The 18,849-nt window shown below is 66.7% G+C and carries 18 protein-coding genes; 10 read left to right on the plus strand and 8 right to left on the minus strand.

Annotated elements, in window-relative coordinates:
* Positions 1-4: 4 nt before the first annotated feature.
* The 6 genes from AB4851_RS16950 to fliF are packed head-to-tail and all read right to left on the minus strand — an operon-like array spanning position 5 to position 6,876.
* Entirely contained in the window at positions 5-1,453 is a 1,449-nt protein-coding gene (locus AB4851_RS16950; protein WP_414450761.1) for a flagellar hook-length control protein FliK, read from the minus strand.
* A gap of 18 nt (positions 1,454-1,471) precedes the next feature.
* Positions 1,472-1,933 (minus strand): flagellar export protein FliJ, encoded by a 462-nt coding sequence (gene fliJ, locus AB4851_RS16955; protein ID WP_414450762.1) that lies wholly within the window; start codon positions 1,931-1,933, stop codon positions 1,472-1,474.
* A gap of 2 nt (positions 1,934-1,935) precedes the next feature.
* Positions 1,936-3,411 carry a flagellar protein export ATPase FliI gene (fliI, locus tag AB4851_RS16960; RefSeq protein WP_414450763.1) on the minus strand — a complete coding sequence of 492 codons (1,476 nt, stop codon included), beginning with the start codon at positions 3,409-3,411 and terminating at the stop codon, positions 1,936-1,938.
* A 7-nt stretch (positions 3,412-3,418) separates the two neighbouring features.
* Complete coding sequence (gene fliH / locus AB4851_RS16965; protein WP_414450764.1) at positions 3,419-4,102, minus strand: flagellar assembly protein FliH; 684 nt, start codon at positions 4,100-4,102, stop codon at positions 3,419-3,421.
* A complete protein-coding gene (fliG, locus tag AB4851_RS16970) occupies positions 4,095-5,090 on the minus strand; it encodes a flagellar motor switch protein FliG (RefSeq protein WP_414443379.1) in 996 nt (331 codons plus the stop codon). The genes fliH and fliG overlap by 8 nt, the downstream gene beginning before the upstream one ends.
* Positions 5,080-6,876 (minus strand): flagellar basal-body MS-ring/collar protein FliF, encoded by a 1,797-nt coding sequence (fliF, locus tag AB4851_RS16975; protein ID WP_414450765.1) that lies wholly within the window; start codon positions 6,874-6,876, stop codon positions 5,080-5,082. The genes fliG and fliF overlap by 11 nt, the downstream gene beginning before the upstream one ends.
* Positions 6,877-7,165: 289 nt before the next feature.
* Between fliF and fliE the strand changes: the two genes are divergently transcribed.
* The 5 genes from fliE (at position 7,166) to AB4851_RS17000 (ending at position 10,297) form a co-directional block, all read left to right on the plus strand.
* Positions 7,166-7,507 (plus strand): flagellar hook-basal body complex protein FliE, encoded by a 342-nt coding sequence (fliE, locus tag AB4851_RS16980; RefSeq protein WP_414450766.1) that lies wholly within the window; start codon positions 7,166-7,168, stop codon positions 7,505-7,507.
* 145 nt (positions 7,508-7,652) lie between these two features.
* Complete coding sequence (gene fliS / locus AB4851_RS16985) at positions 7,653-8,090, plus strand: flagellar export chaperone FliS (RefSeq protein ID WP_414443376.1); 438 nt, start codon at positions 7,653-7,655, stop codon at positions 8,088-8,090.
* Positions 8,087-8,419, plus strand: coding sequence for a flagellar protein FliT (locus AB4851_RS16990; protein WP_414450767.1), 333 nt, complete (start codon positions 8,087-8,089; stop codon positions 8,417-8,419). Before fliS ends, AB4851_RS16990 begins: the two co-directional genes overlap by 4 nt.
* Before the next feature lie 58 nt (positions 8,420-8,477).
* Positions 8,478-9,968: a flagellar hook-length control protein FliK gene (locus tag AB4851_RS16995; RefSeq protein ID WP_414450768.1), complete on the plus strand. Its 1,491-nt coding sequence runs from the start codon at positions 8,478-8,480 to the stop codon at positions 9,966-9,968.
* Positions 9,965-10,297, plus strand: coding sequence for an EscU/YscU/HrcU family type III secretion system export apparatus switch protein (locus tag AB4851_RS17000; protein WP_414443373.1), 333 nt, complete (start codon positions 9,965-9,967; stop codon positions 10,295-10,297). The genes AB4851_RS16995 and AB4851_RS17000 overlap by 4 nt, the downstream gene beginning before the upstream one ends.
* A 286-nt stretch (positions 10,298-10,583) precedes the next feature.
* Here the strand turns inward: AB4851_RS17000 and AB4851_RS17005 are convergent, their stop codons facing one another.
* The gene (locus AB4851_RS17005) at positions 10,584-12,218 is read right to left on the minus strand and encodes a rhomboid family intramembrane serine protease (protein WP_414450769.1); all 1,635 of its coding nucleotides are present in this window, start codon (positions 12,216-12,218) and stop codon (positions 10,584-10,586) included.
* 367 nt (positions 12,219-12,585) lie between these two features.
* On the opposite strand from AB4851_RS17005, the gene AB4851_RS17010 reads away from it, so the two are divergent.
* The 5 genes from AB4851_RS17010 (at position 12,586) to AB4851_RS17030 (ending at position 17,232) form a co-directional block, all read left to right on the plus strand.
* Complete coding sequence (locus tag AB4851_RS17010; RefSeq protein ID WP_414450770.1) at positions 12,586-13,317, plus strand: PepSY-associated TM helix domain-containing protein; 732 nt, start codon at positions 12,586-12,588, stop codon at positions 13,315-13,317.
* 321 nt (positions 13,318-13,638) lie between these two features.
* Positions 13,639-15,915: a glycosyl hydrolase 108 family protein gene (locus tag AB4851_RS17015; protein WP_414450771.1), complete on the plus strand. Its 2,277-nt coding sequence runs from the start codon at positions 13,639-13,641 to the stop codon at positions 15,913-15,915.
* A 5-nt stretch (positions 15,916-15,920) separates the two neighbouring features.
* Complete coding sequence (locus AB4851_RS17020; protein ID WP_414451877.1) at positions 15,921-16,067, plus strand: putative peptidoglycan-binding domain-containing protein; 147 nt, start codon at positions 15,921-15,923, stop codon at positions 16,065-16,067.
* A complete protein-coding gene (locus AB4851_RS17025; RefSeq protein ID WP_414450772.1) occupies positions 16,064-16,729 on the plus strand; it encodes a hypothetical protein in 666 nt (221 codons plus the stop codon). The genes AB4851_RS17020 and AB4851_RS17025 overlap by 4 nt, the downstream gene beginning before the upstream one ends.
* Before the next feature lie 86 nt (positions 16,730-16,815).
* Positions 16,816-17,232: a hypothetical protein gene (locus AB4851_RS17030; protein ID WP_414450773.1), complete on the plus strand. Its 417-nt coding sequence runs from the start codon at positions 16,816-16,818 to the stop codon at positions 17,230-17,232.
* A gap of 89 nt (positions 17,233-17,321) precedes the next feature.
* Here the strand turns inward: AB4851_RS17030 and AB4851_RS17035 are convergent, their stop codons facing one another.
* The gene (locus tag AB4851_RS17035) at positions 17,322-18,725 is read right to left on the minus strand and encodes an amino acid permease (RefSeq protein ID WP_414450774.1); all 1,404 of its coding nucleotides are present in this window, start codon (positions 18,723-18,725) and stop codon (positions 17,322-17,324) included.
* Positions 18,726-18,849: the final 124 nt, after the last annotated feature.

An 18,849-nucleotide genomic window follows, 5' to 3' on the forward strand; every position in this document is an offset into this window, starting at 1 on the left:
GCGCTTACGCGAACGTATCGACCATCCCGACGCGCTGCTGCGTCGCGGCGCTCGACGTGCTCGCGGCAACGCCGGCCAGGGCGTCGGCGCCCGAGCCCGACGCGCCGTATACCGCGCCGCCGCGTCGCGTTGCGCTTCCGCCCGAGGATTGCTGTTGCGCGTCCTGCTGCGCGAATCCGGCGCCGCCATCGCTGACGTTCGCGCTGCCCAGGCTCAGGCCGTTCGATTCCATCGCTTCACGCAGTTTCGGCAGCGCGGCCTCGACGGCCTCGCGCACTTGCGGATGCTGCGACACGAACAGCGCGTGCGCATGATTCTCGGCGACGCTCAACACCACCTGGAGCGGGCCGAGATCGGGCGGGTTCAGCGTCAGCGAGGCGCTTTGCTGATGCGCGCTCGAGAGGAACACCACCTTCTGGCTCAATTGGTCGGTCCAGTCCTGCGTGCCGACGCGTGCGGCGAGGCTCGCTTCGGTGGCGCTCGCGCCGGCCGTGGTGGCGGTGCTCGTCTGCGACAGCGGCGAGGCCTGCTGCGCTGCGGCGGCGGCCAGCGCCGATTGCGAGGCGCTGGTGTCGGCCTGCGCGAGCATGGCGTCGGTATGCGTGCCGGTGGTCGCGCTGCCGGCCGTGTTCGAGGCGTTCGCGGCGGCCGCGAATTCGGACGGTGAGACGGCGGTGGTCGGGTTGCGGTCGGTGGCGGCGTGGGCGATCGCGGCACTCGCGTTGCCGTTGCCGAGTTGCGCGCCGGCATTGTTGCCGGTGGCGCCGTTGCCCGCGTTGGCGTCGTGGGCGGCCGGGATCGCGGCGGCGGCCGCGCCGCCGTTGGTCAGGCGATCGAGCGCCGCGTGCAGCGCGTCGGCGATGCCGTTGCCGGTGGCGGCGGTGGCATTGGCCGTGGCGTTGGTGCCGGCGGCCAGTTGCGCGGCGGCTGCCGCCTTTGCGTCGGTGGCGCTGGCCGTGGCCGCGCTGGCGGCATTGGCGGCCAGTGCGTTGGCGGCGGCGGTGGCCGCGGCGCTCGCGTCGGCGCTGCTGCCATTGCCGGTGGTGCCGTCCTGGCGCGCCTGCAACTGCGCCTGGATCGCGGCGGCGGCGGCGAGCGCGGCGGCATCGGCCGGCGTCGTCGCGGCTTGCGACGCGTCCTGGGTGTCGTCCGAGCCGTTGCTCTGATCCGATTTGCCGTGATGGCCGCGATGGCCATGCACGCCGCCGACGCCGGTGTCGGTGCTGCCCGTGTTGGACGCCTGAGCCTGCGCCGCCGCCGCGGCATTGGCTGCCGCGTTCGCGGTGCTGCTGGCGGCCGGCTTCGGCTGCTGTTGCTGCTGGCTCGCCACGCTGTGCTGCAGCGTCTGCGAGAACGGCGTCGAAGCCTGGCTGGCGGCGTCGTTGCTGCGCGTGCTCTGGGTCACGGCGCTGGCGGCGTCGAGCAGCGATGCGGTCAGGGAAAGAGCGGGCATGGCGGTGTCTCGGTCGAATTATTCGGAAGCGTGCGCGGCGTCGGCGCGCATGCGCAGCATCTTCGCCGCGTGCTCGTCGGCGTCGCGCTGCTCGCGTTTCGCGGCACGGTGCTCCTCCTGCTTGACGCCGCGGGCCTGCAGGATTTCATACGAACCGACCGTGCGCTTGCGGTCCTGCCACGCCGGGCGGGCCACATCGAGGCGCGCGTCGGCGGCGCCGACGATCCGGCGCTGCTGGCCGATCGCCGCGTCGAGCGTGTCGATGAACGACTGGAAATTGCGCATCTTGCCGGCGGCCATGCCGGACTTGGCCTCCTCGGCGAAGCGCGCGTGGTATTCGTCGCGATAGCGCATCAGTGCATCGAGCTGCTCCTGCGCCGAGCTGCGGTCGCGTTGCGCCTGGCCGAGCTGCTTGGCGGCGTTGTCGAGTTCTTCCTGGGCACGGTCCAGCAGGATTTGCAGCGGAAAGCTTGCAGCCATCGTCAGCCTCCTTCGGCGGGGAACAGGGCATCGAGCGCGTCCATGCACGCGTCGAACGGCGCGCATTCGCGAAAGCCCTGCTGAAGAAACGATTCGATGCGCGGATACAGTGCGATCGCGCGATCGAGGTGGGCGTCACGGCCCGGCGCGTAGGCGCCCACCGCGATCAGGTCGCGGTTGCGCTGGTAGCGCGACAGCATCTGCTTGAAACGGCGCACGCGGTCGAGGTGGTGCTCGTCGATCAGCGCGGTCATCGCGCGGCTGATCGATTGCTCGATGTCGATCGCCGGATAGTGGCCGGCCTCGGCCAACTGGCGCGACAGCACGATGTGGCCGTCGAGAATCGCGCGCGCCGAATCGGCGATCGGGTCCTGCTGGTCGTCGCCCTCGGTCAGCACCGTGTAGAACGCGGTGATCGAGCCGCCGCCCTCGGGGCCGTTGCCGGTGCGCTCGACCAGCGCCGGCAGCTTGGCGAACACCGACGGCGGGTAGCCCTTGGTGGCAGGCGGTTCGCCGATCGCCAGCGCGATCTCGCGCTGCGCCATCGCGTAGCGCGTGAGCGAATCCATCAGCAGCAGCACGTGCTTGCCCTGGTCGCGGAAGTATTCCGCCAGCGAGGTGGCGTAGGCCGCGCCCTGCATCCGCAGGAGCGGCGAGACGTCGGCCGGCGCGGCCACCACCACCGAGCGGGCGAGGCCGTCCTCGCCGAGGATCTGCTCGATGAATTCCTTCACTTCCCGGCCACGCTCGCCGATCAGGCCGATCACGATCACCTCGGCGCTGGTGTAGCGCGCCATGGTGCCGAGCAGCACCGATTTGCCGACGCCGGAGCCGGCGAACAGGCCCATGCGCTGGCCGCGGCCCACCGTCAGCAGCGCGTTGATCGCGCGCACGCCGACGTCGAGCACATGGTGGATCGGCTCGCGTTCGAGCGGGTTGATGGTGGGGGCCGACAGCGGCGCGTCGATGTCCGCGCCGAGCGGGCCGAGCCGATCGAGCGGACGGCCCGAGGCGTCCACCACGCGGCCGAGCATCTGCCAGCCCACCGGCAGGCGTTTCGCGCCGGCCAGCGGATCGGCGATCGGCGCGCGCTCCAGCGGCCAGACGCGCGCGCCGGGCAGCACGCCGGCCACGGCGGTGGTCGGCATCAGGAACAGCCGGTCGCCGGAGAAGCCCACCACTTCGGCTTCGGCCACCGGCAGCGTGCTGCCGGCCGGCAATTCGATGATGCATTCGGCGCCCACCGACAGCCGCAGCCCGGTCGCTTCGAGCACCAGGCCGGCCGCGCGCGTCAGGCGCCCGCTCGGGCGCAGCGGCAGCGCGCGTGCGCCGAGTTCGCGCATCGCGTCGAGCTTGCCGCGCCAGTGCGCGACGTGCGGATTGGCCGCCAGCGCCGCAGCAGCAGCCGCCGATGCAGCAGCGGCCGCGGCCTGGGCGGCGGCGGAAGCTTTCGGGGCGGTGTCGGCGGCGCGGGTCATGATGGGCTTACCACTCGCTCGAATGACCGAGCGCGGCGGCCACGCGCTCCCAGCGCGTCGGCAGGGTCGCGTCGATCTCGCCCGAGGCGGCCTGCGCGCGGCAGCCGCCGCGCTCGATGGTCGGATCGACGCGCACGGTCCAGCCGCGCGTGTCGAGTTCTTCCTGCAGATAGGCTTCGACCACCGGCAGATCGGCGGTGCCGACGATCAGTTGCGGTGCGCCGGTCAGCGCCGGCTCGGCGGCCAGCGCCTCGCGCGCGGCGGCCAGCACGGTGCTCGGATCGAGCTGGACGTGCTGACGCAGCACCTGCTGGGCAAGATCGAGCGCCAGTTGCGCGAGATCGTCGGCCAGCGCGTCGCGCGCACCTTGCAGCGCCTCGTCGAACGAGCGCGCGAGCGCCGCGAAATGCTCAGCGGCAATATGCATTTCGGTACGGCCCGCCTCGATGCCGGCCGCGTAGCCGGCTTCCTGGCCGGCGTGATAGCCGAGCGCGTGGCCTTCGGCCTGGCCGCTCGCCATGCCCTCGGCATGCGCGGCGTCGCGCACGCGCTGCAGTTCGGCGGCCAGCGCGGCGGCGGCGGCTTCGCTGTTGTCCTCGGGCGGCGGGGGCGGCTTCGGGTCGAACGAAGCCATCTCCCACCGCTGATAGGCGGTGAGGGTGGCGGCGCTGCTGTGCGCGCGCTCAGACATACGCGTCTTCCGCCTTGCCGCCCAGCACCACCTGGCCGTTCTCGGCCAGCGTGCGGACGATCGTCAGGATCTTGCGCTGCTGCTGCTCCACTTCCGACACGCGCACCGGGCCGCGCGCGTCGAGATCCTCGGCGAGCAGTTCGGCCGCGCGTTGCGACATGTTGGCCAGGAACTTCTGGCGCAGCGGCGGTTGCGCGCCCTTCAGCGCGATGATCAGCGTTTCCGACTCGACTTCCTTGAGGATCAGCTGGATCGCGCGATCTTCCAGGTCGAGCAGGTTCTCGAACACGAACATCTCGTCGATGATCTTCTGCGCCAGGTCCGGGTCGTAGGACTTGACGTTCTCGATCACCGATTCCTCGTGCGTGCTCGTCATGAAGTTCAGGATTTCGGCCGCCGTGCGGATGCCGCCCATCGGGCTGCGCTTGAGGTTGTCGCTGCCCGACAGCAGGCCGGTCAGCACCTCGTCGAGTTCGCGCAGCGCGGCCGGCTGGATGCCGTCGAGCGTGGCGATCCGCAGCAGCACGTCGTTACGCAGCCGCTCGGTGAAGCACGAGGCGATTTCGGAGGCCTGGTCGCGGTCGAGGTGGACGAGGATGGTCGCGATGATCTGCGGGTGCTCGTTCTTGATCAGCTCGGCCACCGCGCCCGAGTCCATCCACTTGAGGCCCTCGATCCCGCTGGTGTCGCTGCCCTGCAGGATTCGGTCGATGATCACGCCGGCGCGGTCCTCGCCGAGCGCCTTGGTCAGCACCGAGCGGATGTAGTCGCCGGAGTCGAGCGACAGCGCCGAATGCTTCTCGGCCTCGCCCACGAACTCCTTGAGCACCTCGTCGAGCTGCTCGCGCGTGACGTTCTTCAGCGTGGCCATGGTCACGCCGATCTTCTGGACCTCGCGCGGGCCCAGGAACTTGAACACCTGCGCCGCTTCTTCCTCGCCGATCGACATCAGCAGCAGCGCGCTTTTCATCAGGCCTTCAGCGCTCATCGCTCACCCAGTTTTTCACGACGGCCGCGACGATCTTCGGATCCTGCTTGGCGATCGAGCGTGCGTATTCGAGATTGCGTTCGTAGCGGTGCTTGTCCGCCTCGAACGGGAGGAGGGCCGGATCGTCCGAGGCGCCGCCGGCGGCGTTCGATTCGAGCGCCGGCAGGCCGTCGAGCGCGGGCTCGTCGGGGCCGCCCAGTGCGGCCAGGCCAGGAACGGCGGCCGGTTCGGGCGGGGGGAACGCCCGGCGCATCGCCGGGCGCACGAACATGAAGTACAGCGCGGCGGCGGCGGCGGCGATGCCCAGCCACTTGGCGATGTCCTTGGCCATCGCGATCATGTCCGGCGTGCGCCACCACGGCACGTTGGCCAGCGGATCGGCGATTTCGGTGAACTGGCTGTTGACCACGTTGACCGAGTCGCCGCGCTTGGCGTCGAAGCCCATCGCGTCCTTCACGAGCTGCTGGACCTGCGCGAGCTTGTCGGCCGTCAGCGGCTGCATGGTGACGTGACCCTTCGCGTCGGCCACCGGCAGGTTGTTGACCACCACCGCCACCGACAGGCGCTTGACGCCGCCCGTGGCCTGCTCGACGTGACGCACGGTCTTGTCGAGTTCGTAGTTGGTGGTCGAATCCTTGTGGTCGCTGACCGGCGTCGGCGGCGTGCCGGCCGCGCCGCTGGCGCCCGTGATCGGGGCCGAGGCCGGCTGCGGCGGCGTGTTCGACAGCGCGCCCGGCACCCCGCCCGCGCCGCTTTGCGACATCTCGGTCGAGCTGGAGGTCTGCTGGCTGCGGATCGCGGCCTGCTGCTGCGCGCCGTTCGGGCTGTAGCTTTCCGAGGTTTGCTCGGTGTGCGAGAAATCGATGTCGGCGCTGACCTGGGCGCGCGTGTTGCCGGCGCCGAACATCGGCGCGAGGATCGTGTCGATGCGTTTCTCGGTATTGCGCTCGACCTGCTGCACGTACTTGAGCTGGTTGGCGTCGAGGCCCGAGGCCGACGACTGCTGGGTCAGCAGGTTGCCGTCCTGGTCGACGATCGTGACGTTCTTGGCCGGCATGTCGGGCACGCCCGAGGCCACCATGCGGGTGATCGCGAGCACCTGGCCGTCGTCGAGCACGCGGCCCGGGTACAGATCGACGAACACCGAGGCGCTCGGCGCCTCGCGGTCGCGCACGAATACCGACGGCTTCGGGATCGCCAGATGCACGCGCGCGCCGCGCACGGCGTTGATCGATGCGATGGTGCGTTCGAGCTCGCCTTCGAGCGCGCGCTGGTAATTGACCTGCTCGGCGAACTGGCTGATGCCGAACTTCTGGTTGTCCATCAGCTCGAAACCGACCGAGCCGCCCTTGGGCAGGCCCATCGCGGCCAGCTTCAGGCGCGTTTCATGCACCAGATTGGACGGCACCAGGATCGCGCCGCCGCCATCGGTGAATTGATACGGAGTATTGGATTGCTGCAGTGCAGTAATGATGGCGCCGCCGTCGCGATCGGACAGGTTGCTGTACAGCACCTTGTAATCCGGGGCGCGGCTCCACAGCACCAGCGCGACGATGGCGGCGATCACGAGCGCCGTGATGATCACGAACGGCAGCTTGGGATTGGTGCGCATCCGCGACAGGCCCGAGAAGCCGGACAGGCGCTCGGCAAAGCCGCCCAGACCGAAGTCGGCAGCGCCTGCGCCAGCGCCCGGCAGCGCGCCACCGGGCATCGCCGCGTTGGGCGACGTGCCGGCGACGGCGGTGCGCGCGTCGGGGTTGATCAGCGAATTGGCCTGCGAATCCATGCTTCGGGGTTCTCCACAGCGGCTGCCGCTCGGCCGAGCGGACGGACAATGACACGATGCGATTATTCCGGCTCGCGCCCACCCCCCATCGGCCGAAAAGAACCGAGTTTTACCCGTACTTCACCGGCTTTGCCGCCGGGGGCGCTTGCTATCCTTGCTCGCAATCCGGCATCGCGCCGTTTTGCTGCCCCCTCGGGGCGGCCGTCGCGAACCACCGGGGCCGGATCGGGCGTGCCAGCCTGCCGGCCCGGCGCCGGTCCGTCACCCCGACTCTTTCTGCGGAGACTTCATGACTGCGCCCGTCAACGGAATCGCTTCGGCGCTCCAACAAATGCAGGCGATGGCCGCCCAGGCCACCGGCAGCGCCAGTGCGGCAGCCACTGGCGCCAGCAACGGCGCGGCCACGGCCAGCAGCTTCGCGAGCGCGCTGAAATCCTCGCTGGACAAGATCAGCGACGCGCAGGCCACCTCGGCCAACGAGGCCAAGGCGTTCGAACTCGGCGCCCCGAACGTGTCGCTGAACGACGTGGTGGTGGACGCGCAAAAGGCCAACATCGGCTTCCAGTTCGGGCTTCAGGTCCGTAACAAGCTGGTCAGCGCCTACAACGACATCATGCAGATGTCGGTCTGAACGCCCCTCTTTTTGCGTCCGATACGGCCCGCGCTCTAAAGCTTTCCTCGCCCTTACCGATAACGCCGTTATTACTCTGCGTTACACGTGCCGTTTCGACGGGCGTCGCGTAACCCGTCACGATCGCACCAACAGGAGGGCCGTCATGTTTTCCCCAGGACACGCTGGAGCCAACGCCTACGCGCGCGTCGGCGTCGAGACAGGGGTGATGGGCGCGTCTCCGCATCGCCTGATCGCCATGCTCTACGAGGGCGCCCGCAAGGCGATCGCCCATGCACGCCTGCACCTGAGCGCCGGCAACGTCGGCGCGCGCGGCGACGCGATCGGCAAGGCCATGCGGATCGTCGAGAACGGCCTGCAGGCCTCGTTGAACGTCGAGGCCGGCGGCGAGATCGCCGGCCGGCTCGACGCCCTTTACGCCTACATCGTGCGCCGCCTGCTCGAGGCGAACGTGAAGGCCAGCGATGCGATGCTCGTCGAGGTCGACGGGTTGCTCGCCACGCTGGAGGAAGCCTGGAGCGGCATCGCTCCGGAAGTCGCACGCATGATGGCATCCCAAGCCCAGCCGGAAATCGCACGATGAATCGCAAGGCAGCCTACCTCGCCCTCTATGAGGCTATCGCGGATGTATCCGGCCAGATGCTGACGGCCGCCCGCGGTGCCGACTGGACGGCGGTCAATGGGCTGCAGAGCGAGTATCAGGTGCTCGTCGACGGCCTCCGGGTCGCCGAGGAAGGGGTGCTGCTCGATCAGGCCGAACGCGGCCACAAGTACACGCTGATCCGCCGCATCCTGGCCGACGACGCGGCGATTCGCGATCTGGCGAGCCCCGAAGTGGCCCGGCTGTCGGCGCTGTTCGACGGCGGCCGCTCGACGCGGGTGCTCAAGGATATCTACCAGGCACGTCGCTGAACGCGACAGGCGGCCGTCACTCTCACGACGCCGGCGTGATGCCGCGCGCAAGCTCACGATGACCGGGATCGACGCCGTTACCGCTGCCATGCTTGTCAGCCGGATCGACAGCCTGCTCGAAGGCGTGTCGGCCGGCGCGCCTGCCGCTTCGGCCGCGCAGGTCGGCGTGCCGGCCGGTGCGCCCGGCACCGCGACGCCCGCGCCGCTGCCGTTGCCGGCCACGACGCCGCCCGCTCCCTCCGCCCAGACCGCACTGTCGAACGTCGCGCTGACGCTCGACGCGATCTCCCGTTTCGGTGGCGACGCCACGCCGGTCGTGATCGGCAGCGTGCCGCTGCTGACCGGGCCGCAGATCGCGGCGCTGCTGATGCCGGCGGCGGCGGATGGCGGGGCGGCTGCGCAGGCTGGAGCGGGGGCGGCCGCGGCCGGTTCGGCGGGTGCGGGGAATGGCGCCGGCTCGGCATCGAGCGCCGCGACGGCGGGCGCCGGCAATGCCGGCGCGCAAGGGGCGGGTAATGCTGCGGGTGCCGGCAACGCCGCGAATGGCGCAGATGGCGCCGCCAACGCCGCGCCCGTTGCCTCGGCGGCGGCGAACGCGGCCGTGGCGGCGCTGGCCGCCGCGTTGGCGCGTGCGGTGTCCGACAGCGGCCTGTTCTACGAATCCCATCTCGCCCAGTGGCTGGCGGGCCAGCGCCCGGTCGCCGATCTCGCCGGCGAGCCGCAGCAGCAATTGACGCGCGATCCCGGCGCGCGGACTCCGGGCGGCGGTGCTCCGCCAGGGTCCTCGGGCTCGGCATCCTCGTCTTCCACATCTTCCGCGCCGGCTCAGGCGGGTGGCACGGCCGCCGGCCAGGGCACGCACGGCGCGCCGGCCGGCCAGTTCGGTGCGAGCGGCGCGTCGGCCTACGCGTCGCTGGCGGCCGACAACGGCGCGAACCGCCTGCTCGACGCGCTCTCGAACCCGCCCGGCGCGGCCGATGCCGGCGCGACCAACGCCAACAACGCGGCGGCGATGGCCACCGTCCACCCGGCCACGTTGCCGCTGGTGCGCCAGCAGCTCGATCTGCTGGCCACCGACCAGTTCCGGTGGGCCGGCGAGGCATGGCCCGGCGCGCGGCTCGACTGGAGCATCGAGCCCGACGCCGGCGGCGCGCAGGGCGACGATGGCCAGCTTGCCTGGCGTACGCGGTTGGTGCTGTCGCTGCCGTCGCTCGGCGCGGTGGATGCCGAACTGGTGCTGACCGGCTCGCAGGTGGTCGCGCGCTTGAGCGCCTCCAACGAGGGCGCGGCACGGCTCAACGCCCACGGTGACCAGTTGCGTCAGCGCCTGCTGGTTTCGGGGCTGGAGCTGGGCGGCCTGTCGATCCGCGCCGTGGACAGCGCGCCCGATGCGTTCGACACCTTCGCGTCGCGCGCCGCCGCGGCGGCCTACGGGCAGGCCACCGCCGCGCGTGGCGCACCCGCGGCACCCGCGCCGGGGTCCCGTCCGCTCGGCGATTTCGATGACATCGACGAGTTCGGCTTCCTCGACGACGGAGCCTGGCTGTGAGCGCCGACCGGCGCAAGGGCGCGGCCGCGCTCGTCTACGACCCGAACGGCGGCGACAGCGCGCCGCGCGTGGTCGCCAAGGGCTACGGGCTGGTGGCGGAGATGATCGTCGCGCGGGCGCGCGAGGCCGGGCTGTACGTGCATACGGCGCCCGAGATGGTGTCGCTGCTGATGCAGGTCGATCTCGACGACCGGATTCCGCCCGCGCTGTATCAGGCCGTGGCGGAACTGCTGGCCTGGCTCTATTCGCTCGAACGCGCCGCGCCGCGCGAGGACGGCCAGCCCGACGACGGCAGCGCGTTTCCGGCGCTGCCGCAGCCGAAGCGGTGAGGGGCTGAACTGCCGAACTGCCGAACTGCCGAACCGCCGAACCGCCGAACCGCCGAACCGCCGAACCGCCGAACCGCCGAACCGCCGAACCGCCGAACCGCCGAACCGCCGAACCGCCGAACCGCCGAACCGGGGGTATTGCCGGGCGAATGGCGCGGCTTCAAGGCCGTTCAACCCGCGCGGCGGCTCGCGCAGACGCACCGTTACGCTTCCCCCGCCGCATCGCTCGCTTTATATCCCTCGTTTCACATCCGCTGCTTCCCTTTCCTGCTGCAAATTCGCCGCCTCAAGACCGCACCGCCGCCCCGCTGCTGCCCGCCGCCGGCGCCGCCGGGCGCTGCGCGCCGCGCCCCGGATGATGCAGCGCCAGTTCCTCGGTCAGCAGATCCTTGCGGCGCGCGTGCTGATCGAGCAGCAGCGCGCGGTACGGCTCGACCATCGCGTCGCGTTCGAGCGGCGAGCGCACCAGCATCAGCGCGTAGGTGCTGGCCATCCGGCGCGCGTTGTCGAGCATGCCGAGGCTCGTGTCGCGCAGCGCGCGGTACGGCGAGCCGTCCGGCAGCGGCACGCTCGACAGCGCCGCGTAAAGGTTGTTCCAGCGCGGCACGATGTCGGTCATCACGCGGTTCGACACGGCCAGGCGCTCCGCGTCGGAGCCCATCGGCTCGTGCTGCAGCGCCACCAGCGCGGTGCCGATCTCGGCCGAAGCGTTCGTCGTCGCCATGTATTCGCGCGCGAAGCGCAGCTCCAGCACGCGCTCGTGGCCCGGATGCGCGAGCGGGTAGGCCAGCGCGATCGCCATCAGTGCGCCGACGCCGGCCGCCAGGCTCACCTGCGCGCCGGCCGTGGCCTCGCGCGTGGTGGTGTCCAGCGGCGGCGCGAGCGCCAGGCCCACCGCGAAGCCGGCGACCAGGCCGCCGAGATGCGCGGCGTTGTCGATCATCGGATGCGTGAAGCCGTTGTAGAGGCAGTAGGCGACGAAGCCGAGCGCGAGCGCGCGTTGATGGTCGTGCACCAGCGCCGGCAGCTCGCGCCGACGGCGCAACAGATAGGCCAGCACCGCGCCGAACACGCCGAGGATCGCGCCCGACGCGCCGGCCGAGCACTGCATCGCGTCCCACGTCACGCTCGTCATGCTCGCGAACACCCCGGCGAACAGATAGAGCGCGACGAAGCGCTGGCTGCCGTAGAGCCGCTCCGCGAGCGGGCCGAAGCGCGCCAGCACCAGCATGTTGACGGCCAGATGTACCGCGCCGAAGTGTTCGAACGCGCCGGTCAAGAGCCGCCACCAGTCGCCGTCGAGCGTGTCGGGGCCGTAGTTCGCGCCCCACGCGATCATCGCCGGCACCTCGGGCTTCAGCGGCGAGACGCCGCTCGCCACCATCGCCGCGTACAGCAACAGGTTGAGCGCGATCAGCCCCCAGGTGGCCCAGGCGACCGGCTGCGCGTGCATCCGGTCGGCGTAGCGGGCATGGGCATCGAGCTCGGTCGAGAACGCCGAGGTGACCTGCATCGGCAGGCGGCCCGCGATCCATGCGGCGCTGTCCGCGTCGGCCGCCAGCAGCACCACGCTGAGCACGCCGTCCGGCGTGTGCAGATCGAAGAACACGCGCTTGCCGGCGCTGCTGGCGTCGAAGATCTGCGCGCGCGGGATCGCGAGATGAAACGGCGCGGTGTTGAAGAGCCCGCCGGATTGGCCGTCGAGCGACAGCCCGGCGCCGTTCGCCTCGAAGCTCAGCGTGCCGCGCCCCGGAAAGCCTTCATGACGCGGGCGCCGCAGCGAATCGTGCGGGCGCGGCTGGACGGAAAAACGAATTCGGCAGGTATCGGCCGGCGTGGCCGTGGCGTGAGCAGCGTGCGTAGCGGGAGGGACGGCAGGCGCATGCGGAGGCATGCCTGGCGTCGATGCGATGTCGTTCATGAAACGCTGGCCCCGATTATCTTGTTGGTTTTTTCGATCCGGACGCCATGGAAAGCCATGCCGCGCAAGGCGGCCGGCGACGCGCCCCGGTGATTCCCCGGCGGGTACGCGGCACGTTCGGATGAAGTCGGATTCTAGCGCTGTCGTAACGTTTGCGCGTGGCGAAAATGCATCGGAATGCGAAATTTTGGGTATCCGATATAACGGCGCCGCGCGGCTGCGGCGGCTGCGCTTTACAGCGTTGTCAGCGTGACGCATTGAGTCTGTCACATTGTTGTGTAATGATAGCGATTCTCATTTAAATCGAACTGGGTGGCCGGCGATTGGAATCGCGGGCCACCCTTGTTGCATTGGCATTGGAGTCAGCTTGAACGCGCCCGAATCGATCGAATCCACGTTGCCCGCGGGCGTTGTTACCACCACGCCGTATGCCGCGCCTGCGCGGCCGCTGGCCGACGCCGATCTGGCCGCGCGGCGTCAGCGTTCGCGGCGCGCCACGTTCATCAAGTGGCTGCGCAAGGTGCACGGCTGGGTGGGGCTGTGGGGCGCGGTGATGGGCTTGATGTTCGGCGTGACCGGCTTCGTGTTGAATCACCGTGCGCCGCCGCTGCGGATCTCGCCGGGCGCGCCGAGCGTGACGGAAGTGCAGTTGCCGCTGCCGGCCGCCGCGCCGAAGACGCCGGCTCGGCTTCAGGCCTGGCTGACCGATGAACTGAAGTTCGACGGTGGCCGCTCGCGCATTCGCAAGGAGCCGGCGCAGGCTGTCAGTTGGGGCGATCGCAGCGTGATGCAGCCCGAGCGCTGGGAGATTTCGCTGTTCAAGCCGAATGCGAACGTGACCGCCGAATACTGGGTCGGCAACAACTTCGTGTCGGTCAAGCGCAGCGACAACTCGCTGATGACGACGCTGACCAACCTGCATCGCGGCGTCGGCATGAACATCTTCTGGGTGCTGCTGGTCGATACGATCGCCGGGGCGATGGTGCTGCTGTCGCTGACGGGCGTGCTGCTCTGGACCGAGCTGAACAAGCGCCGCACGATCGGCGCGGTGCTGGTGGGCGGTTCGATCGTCGCGGCGCTGGTGGCGGGGTTGAATTGAGCGTGGTTCGGGTGGGTTGGTAGGCGCGAGGATGAAAAAAGCCGGTTGGAATGACCGGCTCAGACTGCAGACAAAGCCCAAGGCCCCGCCTTGGGCTTTGTTGTTTCAGGGCTTCATGCTGAAGAAGTCTTTTGGGCAACTCGCCTGGATCGGCGGTCGATCCAGGCAATGATTTGCGGCGTCGCGAGCGGATAGACCGCTACGCGCCGGTGAGGCCGCAGGTCGCATTGACGGACATCATCTCGAAAATTTCAATACGACGTTTCCATTCGTCAGCGCAATCGCACGTCGCATGTCGTGTGGTCGCGATATCAATCGCTCATGCCGAAGAATGCGTTGCCGCGGCGTTCCTCCCCGCCCGTTCCCCAACCATCCAAACTGACCTTGTTGCCGTTCGCCTTCCCGTTTCTGCGAAAGCGGCGGAGTGAGGCCAAGGCGCCCGAGCGATTTACCGACGAGCACGAAATCCATCGGCTGTTGGCCGAGTGCGAATCCGGTGGGGCTTATCTCGTCAGTCGCAAGGGAATGTGGCACGGCGGGATTCATGTCACGGAAGCCGGTGCAGGGGAGCGGCTGGATCTCGACGCCGGCGTGCGTTGCATTGCCGATGGCGAATTGATTGCCTTTCGCGCCGACAAGGCCTATCCGCTCAGCACACTGACGTCTGGCGACAGCGAGTCACCTGCTCACGCGGCCTACAGCACGGGTTTCGCGCTGGTACGGCACACGATGACGTTTCCTCGCGACAGCACGTTGACGTTCTACAGCCTCTACATGCACCTCATGTCGGACGAGGACTATGCAAATTTTCCGGAACGCAACAAGCCGTCCTATTGGCTGCGGCAATGGCGGGTAACGGAGTATGCGCGGGACACGCCGTCGCGGCGCCGCAATGGGCCACGCACGGATGCTTCTCAGCAAGGCCTGCGCGTACGCCGTGTGCCGAACGGTGCGTCGATCGGCATCGTGCCGCAGGGCGCCATCCTGATTCTCGGCAAGCGAAAGACCGTGCATCGGCACAGGTGGGCTCAGGTCGAGGATCTGCCTGGCGCTGTGCTGTACCCGGCCGAAGCCGGCGGTTACGTCGAGCCGGCATGTGCGATCGGCGGATGGGTGTATCTCGGCGAGGAAAACGGTGGCACGGTTATCGAAGCGTCCGTGGCCGATTCGACATTCGATCGCGTGGTCGTGGCGATCGACCCGGAATCGAAGTGCGGGATTCCGATCAAGGCGGGCGATCCGGTCGGCCATCTCGGACGTTACGACTCGCTGACGCAGTGCACGGGCGCAACCCGGATGGTGCATGTCGAGGTGTTCTGCGGTGAAGACATCGAGTCGTTCATCGAGCAGGGCTGTGCCTGGGTCAATCGATACGGTCCCCATCGCGAGGATTGGGCTGAACTCGGCCTGCCTGCCGATCCTGCGTTACTGAGGATCGGCCCGGGCACCGTGCTCTATAGGCAAACCGGCGACGGCAAGTTTATCCCGGGGGCCGATCCGTTGTTGAACAAGACCGATGCGGTTCAAGCGTATGCCATCGCGCAATTGGCGCGTGATCCGGCGCGTCGAATACCTGAACCGCATCCGCACCCCGACCCGGGCTTTCCTGTGAGTTGGTGGCATGTCGATGGCGTCAATGCGTTGGAACATCCGATCGATGGCTGGGTCCGCGATTTCAATTTTCCTGGAGGTCGGGTAACGCGCGAGTTTCCGCAAAAATGGGTGGATTTCCAGTGCCTGTCGGATGCGCACGATTCCAGCCATACGATTTTTGCGAACCCTCAAGCGTGGTTCGATTATGCGAGCCAGGCCGGGGTTGCCGATCCTGCGGCGCAATCGAAACTCAGCCCGTTGATGCGTCAGGTCCATGACGCATTGTTTGCGAAGGGCGACGGCATGCGCGCGGCCGATGCGCTGTGCCAGTTGACGCGAATGGAGCATGCCGGCTATCCGTGGGGGGCGCGGGCCGCGTCCAGGCTGATTGTTCGCCACGAAAGCGAGTGGGCGAACCCGTCGAAATGGGCGCCGCTGATCAATGTTGTGGAGCAAGAAACAGGATCAAGGCGGCAGCATGAGGAGGAATTGGCGCGAATTGAAAAGCTGGTTTGGTGGGATGAGGTGCGTGCGGGCGTAAAGGGGTTTCCGGATTCAAACGTGTTTCATCTTCATCCGATTGGGTTGGTGGGGAATTTCGTTCGGCCATGTGATTGTTTCGATAAATTCAAGAAAATATCGAGAATCATTCTCAGACATGAAGGCGGTTATTCCAATCAGGCGAGTGACAAAGGTGGTGCAACCAACCATGGTATTGCCTGGAGGACGTGGCAGGCTTTTGCAATGGAAGACCTGGGTATCGAGCCGACTGTCGACAATCTTAAAAGTCTGACGGCCGAGCAGGCCGAGGAAATATATTTCAAAAGATATTGGCAGGCGCGCGGCTTCTGTGGGCTGGATGACATGTCTGTCGCTTTGATGATTTACGACTGGACGATTACGTCGGGCGGGGCAGTCAAGGAGATTCAGAAGATTTTGAATGAGAAATATGATTCGAAACTCAAGATTGACAGGGGGATGGGGGGGAAACTATTTCGGCATTGAACGATGTGTCGAGTCAGGAAGTATTGCTTCAGGATGTTGCCGAAATTCGAAGGCGCTATTACGAAAATCTGGTGCGAAATGATTTATCTCAGAAGGTTTACCTTCGAGGATGGATTAATCGTGTGGAAGACTGTTTGGCAGCGGATATATGAATTTAAAAACTCAGATCGGTTGGTCGGTACTTTTGATTTTTGTGACGATGGCGCCTGTATTTTCTATCGCCGACACGACATCACTGGCCGGAAAGTGGAAATCTGTCGACTACTTGATTGATGGTGGCGGGGATGGGCCTTGGTTTTCGATGTCGTTCAAGAGAAAGGGGCGCGACATAACAGGGGCCTATTGCTACATCGCACAATCGGGAAATCGGATTGACTGCGATCCTGGTGGGGATTCGAATGTCGGGGGCCGCGTGAGTGCGGATCGGCGTTCCGCGATCGTTGATTTTTATTCGTTCTTCGGGGCTACGGGGGGCAGGGCTGAAATCAAGCTCGATGGCGAGTATTTGGTGTGGCGTGTGTTGAAGCTGCCGGAGGGCGGCGATTACTACGTTCCGTTGAATGCGAAGATGTTCCGGGATATTTCGTCGGAGCTTCATCCAGGGGAACGGGTGGTGGTGGTTGACAAGGCTTTTTTCTATAAGGAGCCTGATATTCGTAGCAAGGGGCGAGCTTATGTTGTCAAGGGGGATTATTTGAAGTTATTAAAAATTTCGCCTGATTTCAAATTTTGGAAGGTGAGGTTTGATGCTGGAAATGGACGCAGATCAATTGTTTGGGTCGAATGTAGTGCGATTGACTCTTGTGTGAAGTGATATGTGGGGTTAGGCCGGAGATGTTATGCTTAGGAAATGGCGGGCGGTGGTTTTGAATTTGGCATTAGTGGGAGAGGTGCATGCCGATGAGCCCATCGTTATGTCATACGTTCGAAGATGTCTACTTTAGCTGTGTGTCGAACGAGAAAATTATATCGATTTGTGCTTCTGGGAATTTTTCTCCTGAGAATGGCTATGTGCAATATCGATTTGGAGCTTCGAATAAAATCGAGCTGGAATATCCGGCGCAGGTGGTTCCCCCTCTGGCGCAATTTCAGATTAGCCATATTTATGGAGGTAATTTAAATTTCATACATATAAAATTTAAGTCGGGTGTGTATGATTATGTTGTTTATAAGGGTTTCCCTAGTGGGGTGTATGTTCTGAGGGAGGGGCGTCTGGTTGTGAACATGGCTTGCGACCGAGGTGTGTCTGCGGGTTTAAACGAGAATATGTTTAATGGCTTGATTACGGTTCCTCCGGTAGCCGGAGTCGATGATTGAGCGCGAAGCCACGCCACCCCCAATCAAAAACGCCCGCAAGACACATAAGGCGCTCGCGGGCGTTTCGCACAACAACCGGCCTTCTCCCGTCAGCTAGCCCCACCGTCCTGCGCGATCTTCGCATTCCGCCGCGAATACACGAAATAGATCACCAGCCCGATCACCAGCCAGATGATGAACGCCTTCCAGGTCACCGCGCTCAGGTTCAGCATCAGGAACAGGCAGGCGGCCACCGCCAGGATCGGCACGAACGGCACGCCCGGGCAGCGGAACGCGCGCGGCAGATCCGGGCGCGTGCGGCGCAGCACGATCACGGCGATCGACACCATCGCGAACGCGGCCAGCGTGCCGATGTTGATCAGCTCGGCCAGCACGTTGAGCGGCACCAGCGCGGCGATCAGCGCACAGAACAGGCCGATCACCCAGGTCGCGATGAACGGCGTCTGGAAGCGCGGATGCACGCGCGACAGCACCGGCGGCAGCAGGCCGTCGCGCGACATCGCGTAGGTGATGCGGGTCTGGCCGTAGGTCATGACGAGAATCACGGTCAGCATGCCGAGCACGGCGCCCAGGTCGATGAAGCCCGCCACCCACTTCTGGCCGGCCACTTGCAGCGCGTACGAGATCGGGTGCGTGATGCCGGCGTATTGCGCCGACGGCACGATGCCGGTAGCGATCGCCGCGACCGTCACGTACAGCACCGTGCACACCGCCAGCGACGCAATGATGCCGATCGGCAGGTCGCGCTTCGGGTTCTTCACTTCCTCGGCGGCCGACGACACCGCGTCGAAGCCGATGAACGCGAAGAACATCACGGCCGCCGCGCCGAACACGCCCGACCAGCCGTGCGGCATGAACGGCGTCCAGTTGGCCGGCGTCACATGGAACACGCCCACGGCGATCACCAGCAGCACCACCGCCACCTTGATGAGCACCATCAGGTTGTTCACGCGCGTCGATTCGCGAATGCCCACCGACAGCAGCGCCGTGATCGCCATCATGACGGCGAACGCGGGCAGGTCGAACATCGTGTGCACGCCGGGCACCGAGCCGGGCGCGGCCGTCAGCACGGTGGGCAGCACCACGCCGAAGCCCTTCAGCAGCGATTGCAGGTAGCCCGACCAGCCGACCGACACCGCCGAGGCCGCGAGGCTGTATTCGAGCATCAGATCCCAGCCGATGATCCAGGCGACCAGCTCGCCGAGCGTGGCGTAGGAATAGGTGTAGATCGAGCCGGCCACCGGAATGGTCGAGGCGAATTCGGCGTAGGCCAGCGCGGACAGGCCGCAGGCGATGGCCGCCACGATGAACGAAACCATCAGGGCCGGGCCGGCCTGCACGGCGCCGGTGCCGGTCAGCACGAAGATCCCCGTGCCGATGATGGCGCCGATGCCGAGGAACGTGAGGTCGACGGCGCCGAGCGCCTTCTTGAGCCCGGCGCGTTGCGCGCCGGCGATCATCTGGTCGACGTTTTTCTTGCGAAGAAGTGACATGCGGATGGTGTTGGACGTGAGTCGCACGGCTGACTGCGGCCGAGAACGAGGGTTGTATTGAGTAGAACCCGGCATTTTATCCGATCCCGATCGGTTGCCCTATTCGGGTTGCACCTATTCGTCC

It is taken from the genome of Burkholderia sp. 22PA0099 (assembly GCF_047497165.1).
Classification (GTDB): Bacteria; Pseudomonadota; Gammaproteobacteria; order Burkholderiales; family Burkholderiaceae; genus Burkholderia.

Excerpts from the sequence above, each read along its gene's own strand:
- AB4851_RS16950 (WP_414450761.1), bottom strand. The coding sequence starts at position 1,453 with ATGCCCGCTCTTTCCCTGACCGCATCGCTGCTCGACGCCGCCAGCGCC.
- fliJ (WP_414450762.1), bottom strand. The coding sequence starts at position 1,933 with ATGGCTGCAAGCTTTCCGCTGCAAATCCTGCTGGACCGTGCCCAGGAA.
- fliI (WP_414450763.1), bottom strand. The coding sequence starts at position 3,411 with ATGACCCGCGCCGCCGACACCGCCCCGAAAGCTTCCGCCGCCGCCCAG.
- fliH (WP_414450764.1), bottom strand. The coding sequence starts at position 4,102 with ATGTCTGAGCGCGCGCACAGCAGCGCCGCCACCCTCACCGCCTATCAG.
- fliG (WP_414443379.1), bottom strand. The coding sequence starts at position 5,090 with ATGAGCGCTGAAGGCCTGATGAAAAGCGCGCTGCTGCTGATGTCGATC.
- fliF (WP_414450765.1), bottom strand. The coding sequence starts at position 6,876 with ATGGATTCGCAGGCCAATTCGCTGATCAACCCCGACGCGCGCACCGCC.
- fliE (WP_414450766.1), top strand. The coding sequence starts at position 7,166 with ATGACTGCGCCCGTCAACGGAATCGCTTCGGCGCTCCAACAAATGCAG.
- fliS (WP_414443376.1), top strand. The coding sequence starts at position 7,653 with ATGTTTTCCCCAGGACACGCTGGAGCCAACGCCTACGCGCGCGTCGGC.
- AB4851_RS16990 (WP_414450767.1), top strand. The coding sequence starts at position 8,087 with ATGAATCGCAAGGCAGCCTACCTCGCCCTCTATGAGGCTATCGCGGAT.
- AB4851_RS16995 (WP_414450768.1), top strand. The coding sequence starts at position 8,478 with ATGACCGGGATCGACGCCGTTACCGCTGCCATGCTTGTCAGCCGGATC.
- AB4851_RS17005 (WP_414450769.1), bottom strand. The coding sequence starts at position 12,218 with ATGAACGACATCGCATCGACGCCAGGCATGCCTCCGCATGCGCCTGCC.
- AB4851_RS17015 (WP_414450771.1), top strand. The coding sequence starts at position 13,639 with ATGCCGAAGAATGCGTTGCCGCGGCGTTCCTCCCCGCCCGTTCCCCAA.
- AB4851_RS17025 (WP_414450772.1), top strand. The coding sequence starts at position 16,064 with ATGAATTTAAAAACTCAGATCGGTTGGTCGGTACTTTTGATTTTTGTG.
- AB4851_RS17030 (WP_414450773.1), top strand. The coding sequence starts at position 16,816 with ATGAGCCCATCGTTATGTCATACGTTCGAAGATGTCTACTTTAGCTGT.
- AB4851_RS17035 (WP_414450774.1), bottom strand. The coding sequence starts at position 18,725 with ATGTCACTTCTTCGCAAGAAAAACGTCGACCAGATGATCGCCGGCGCG.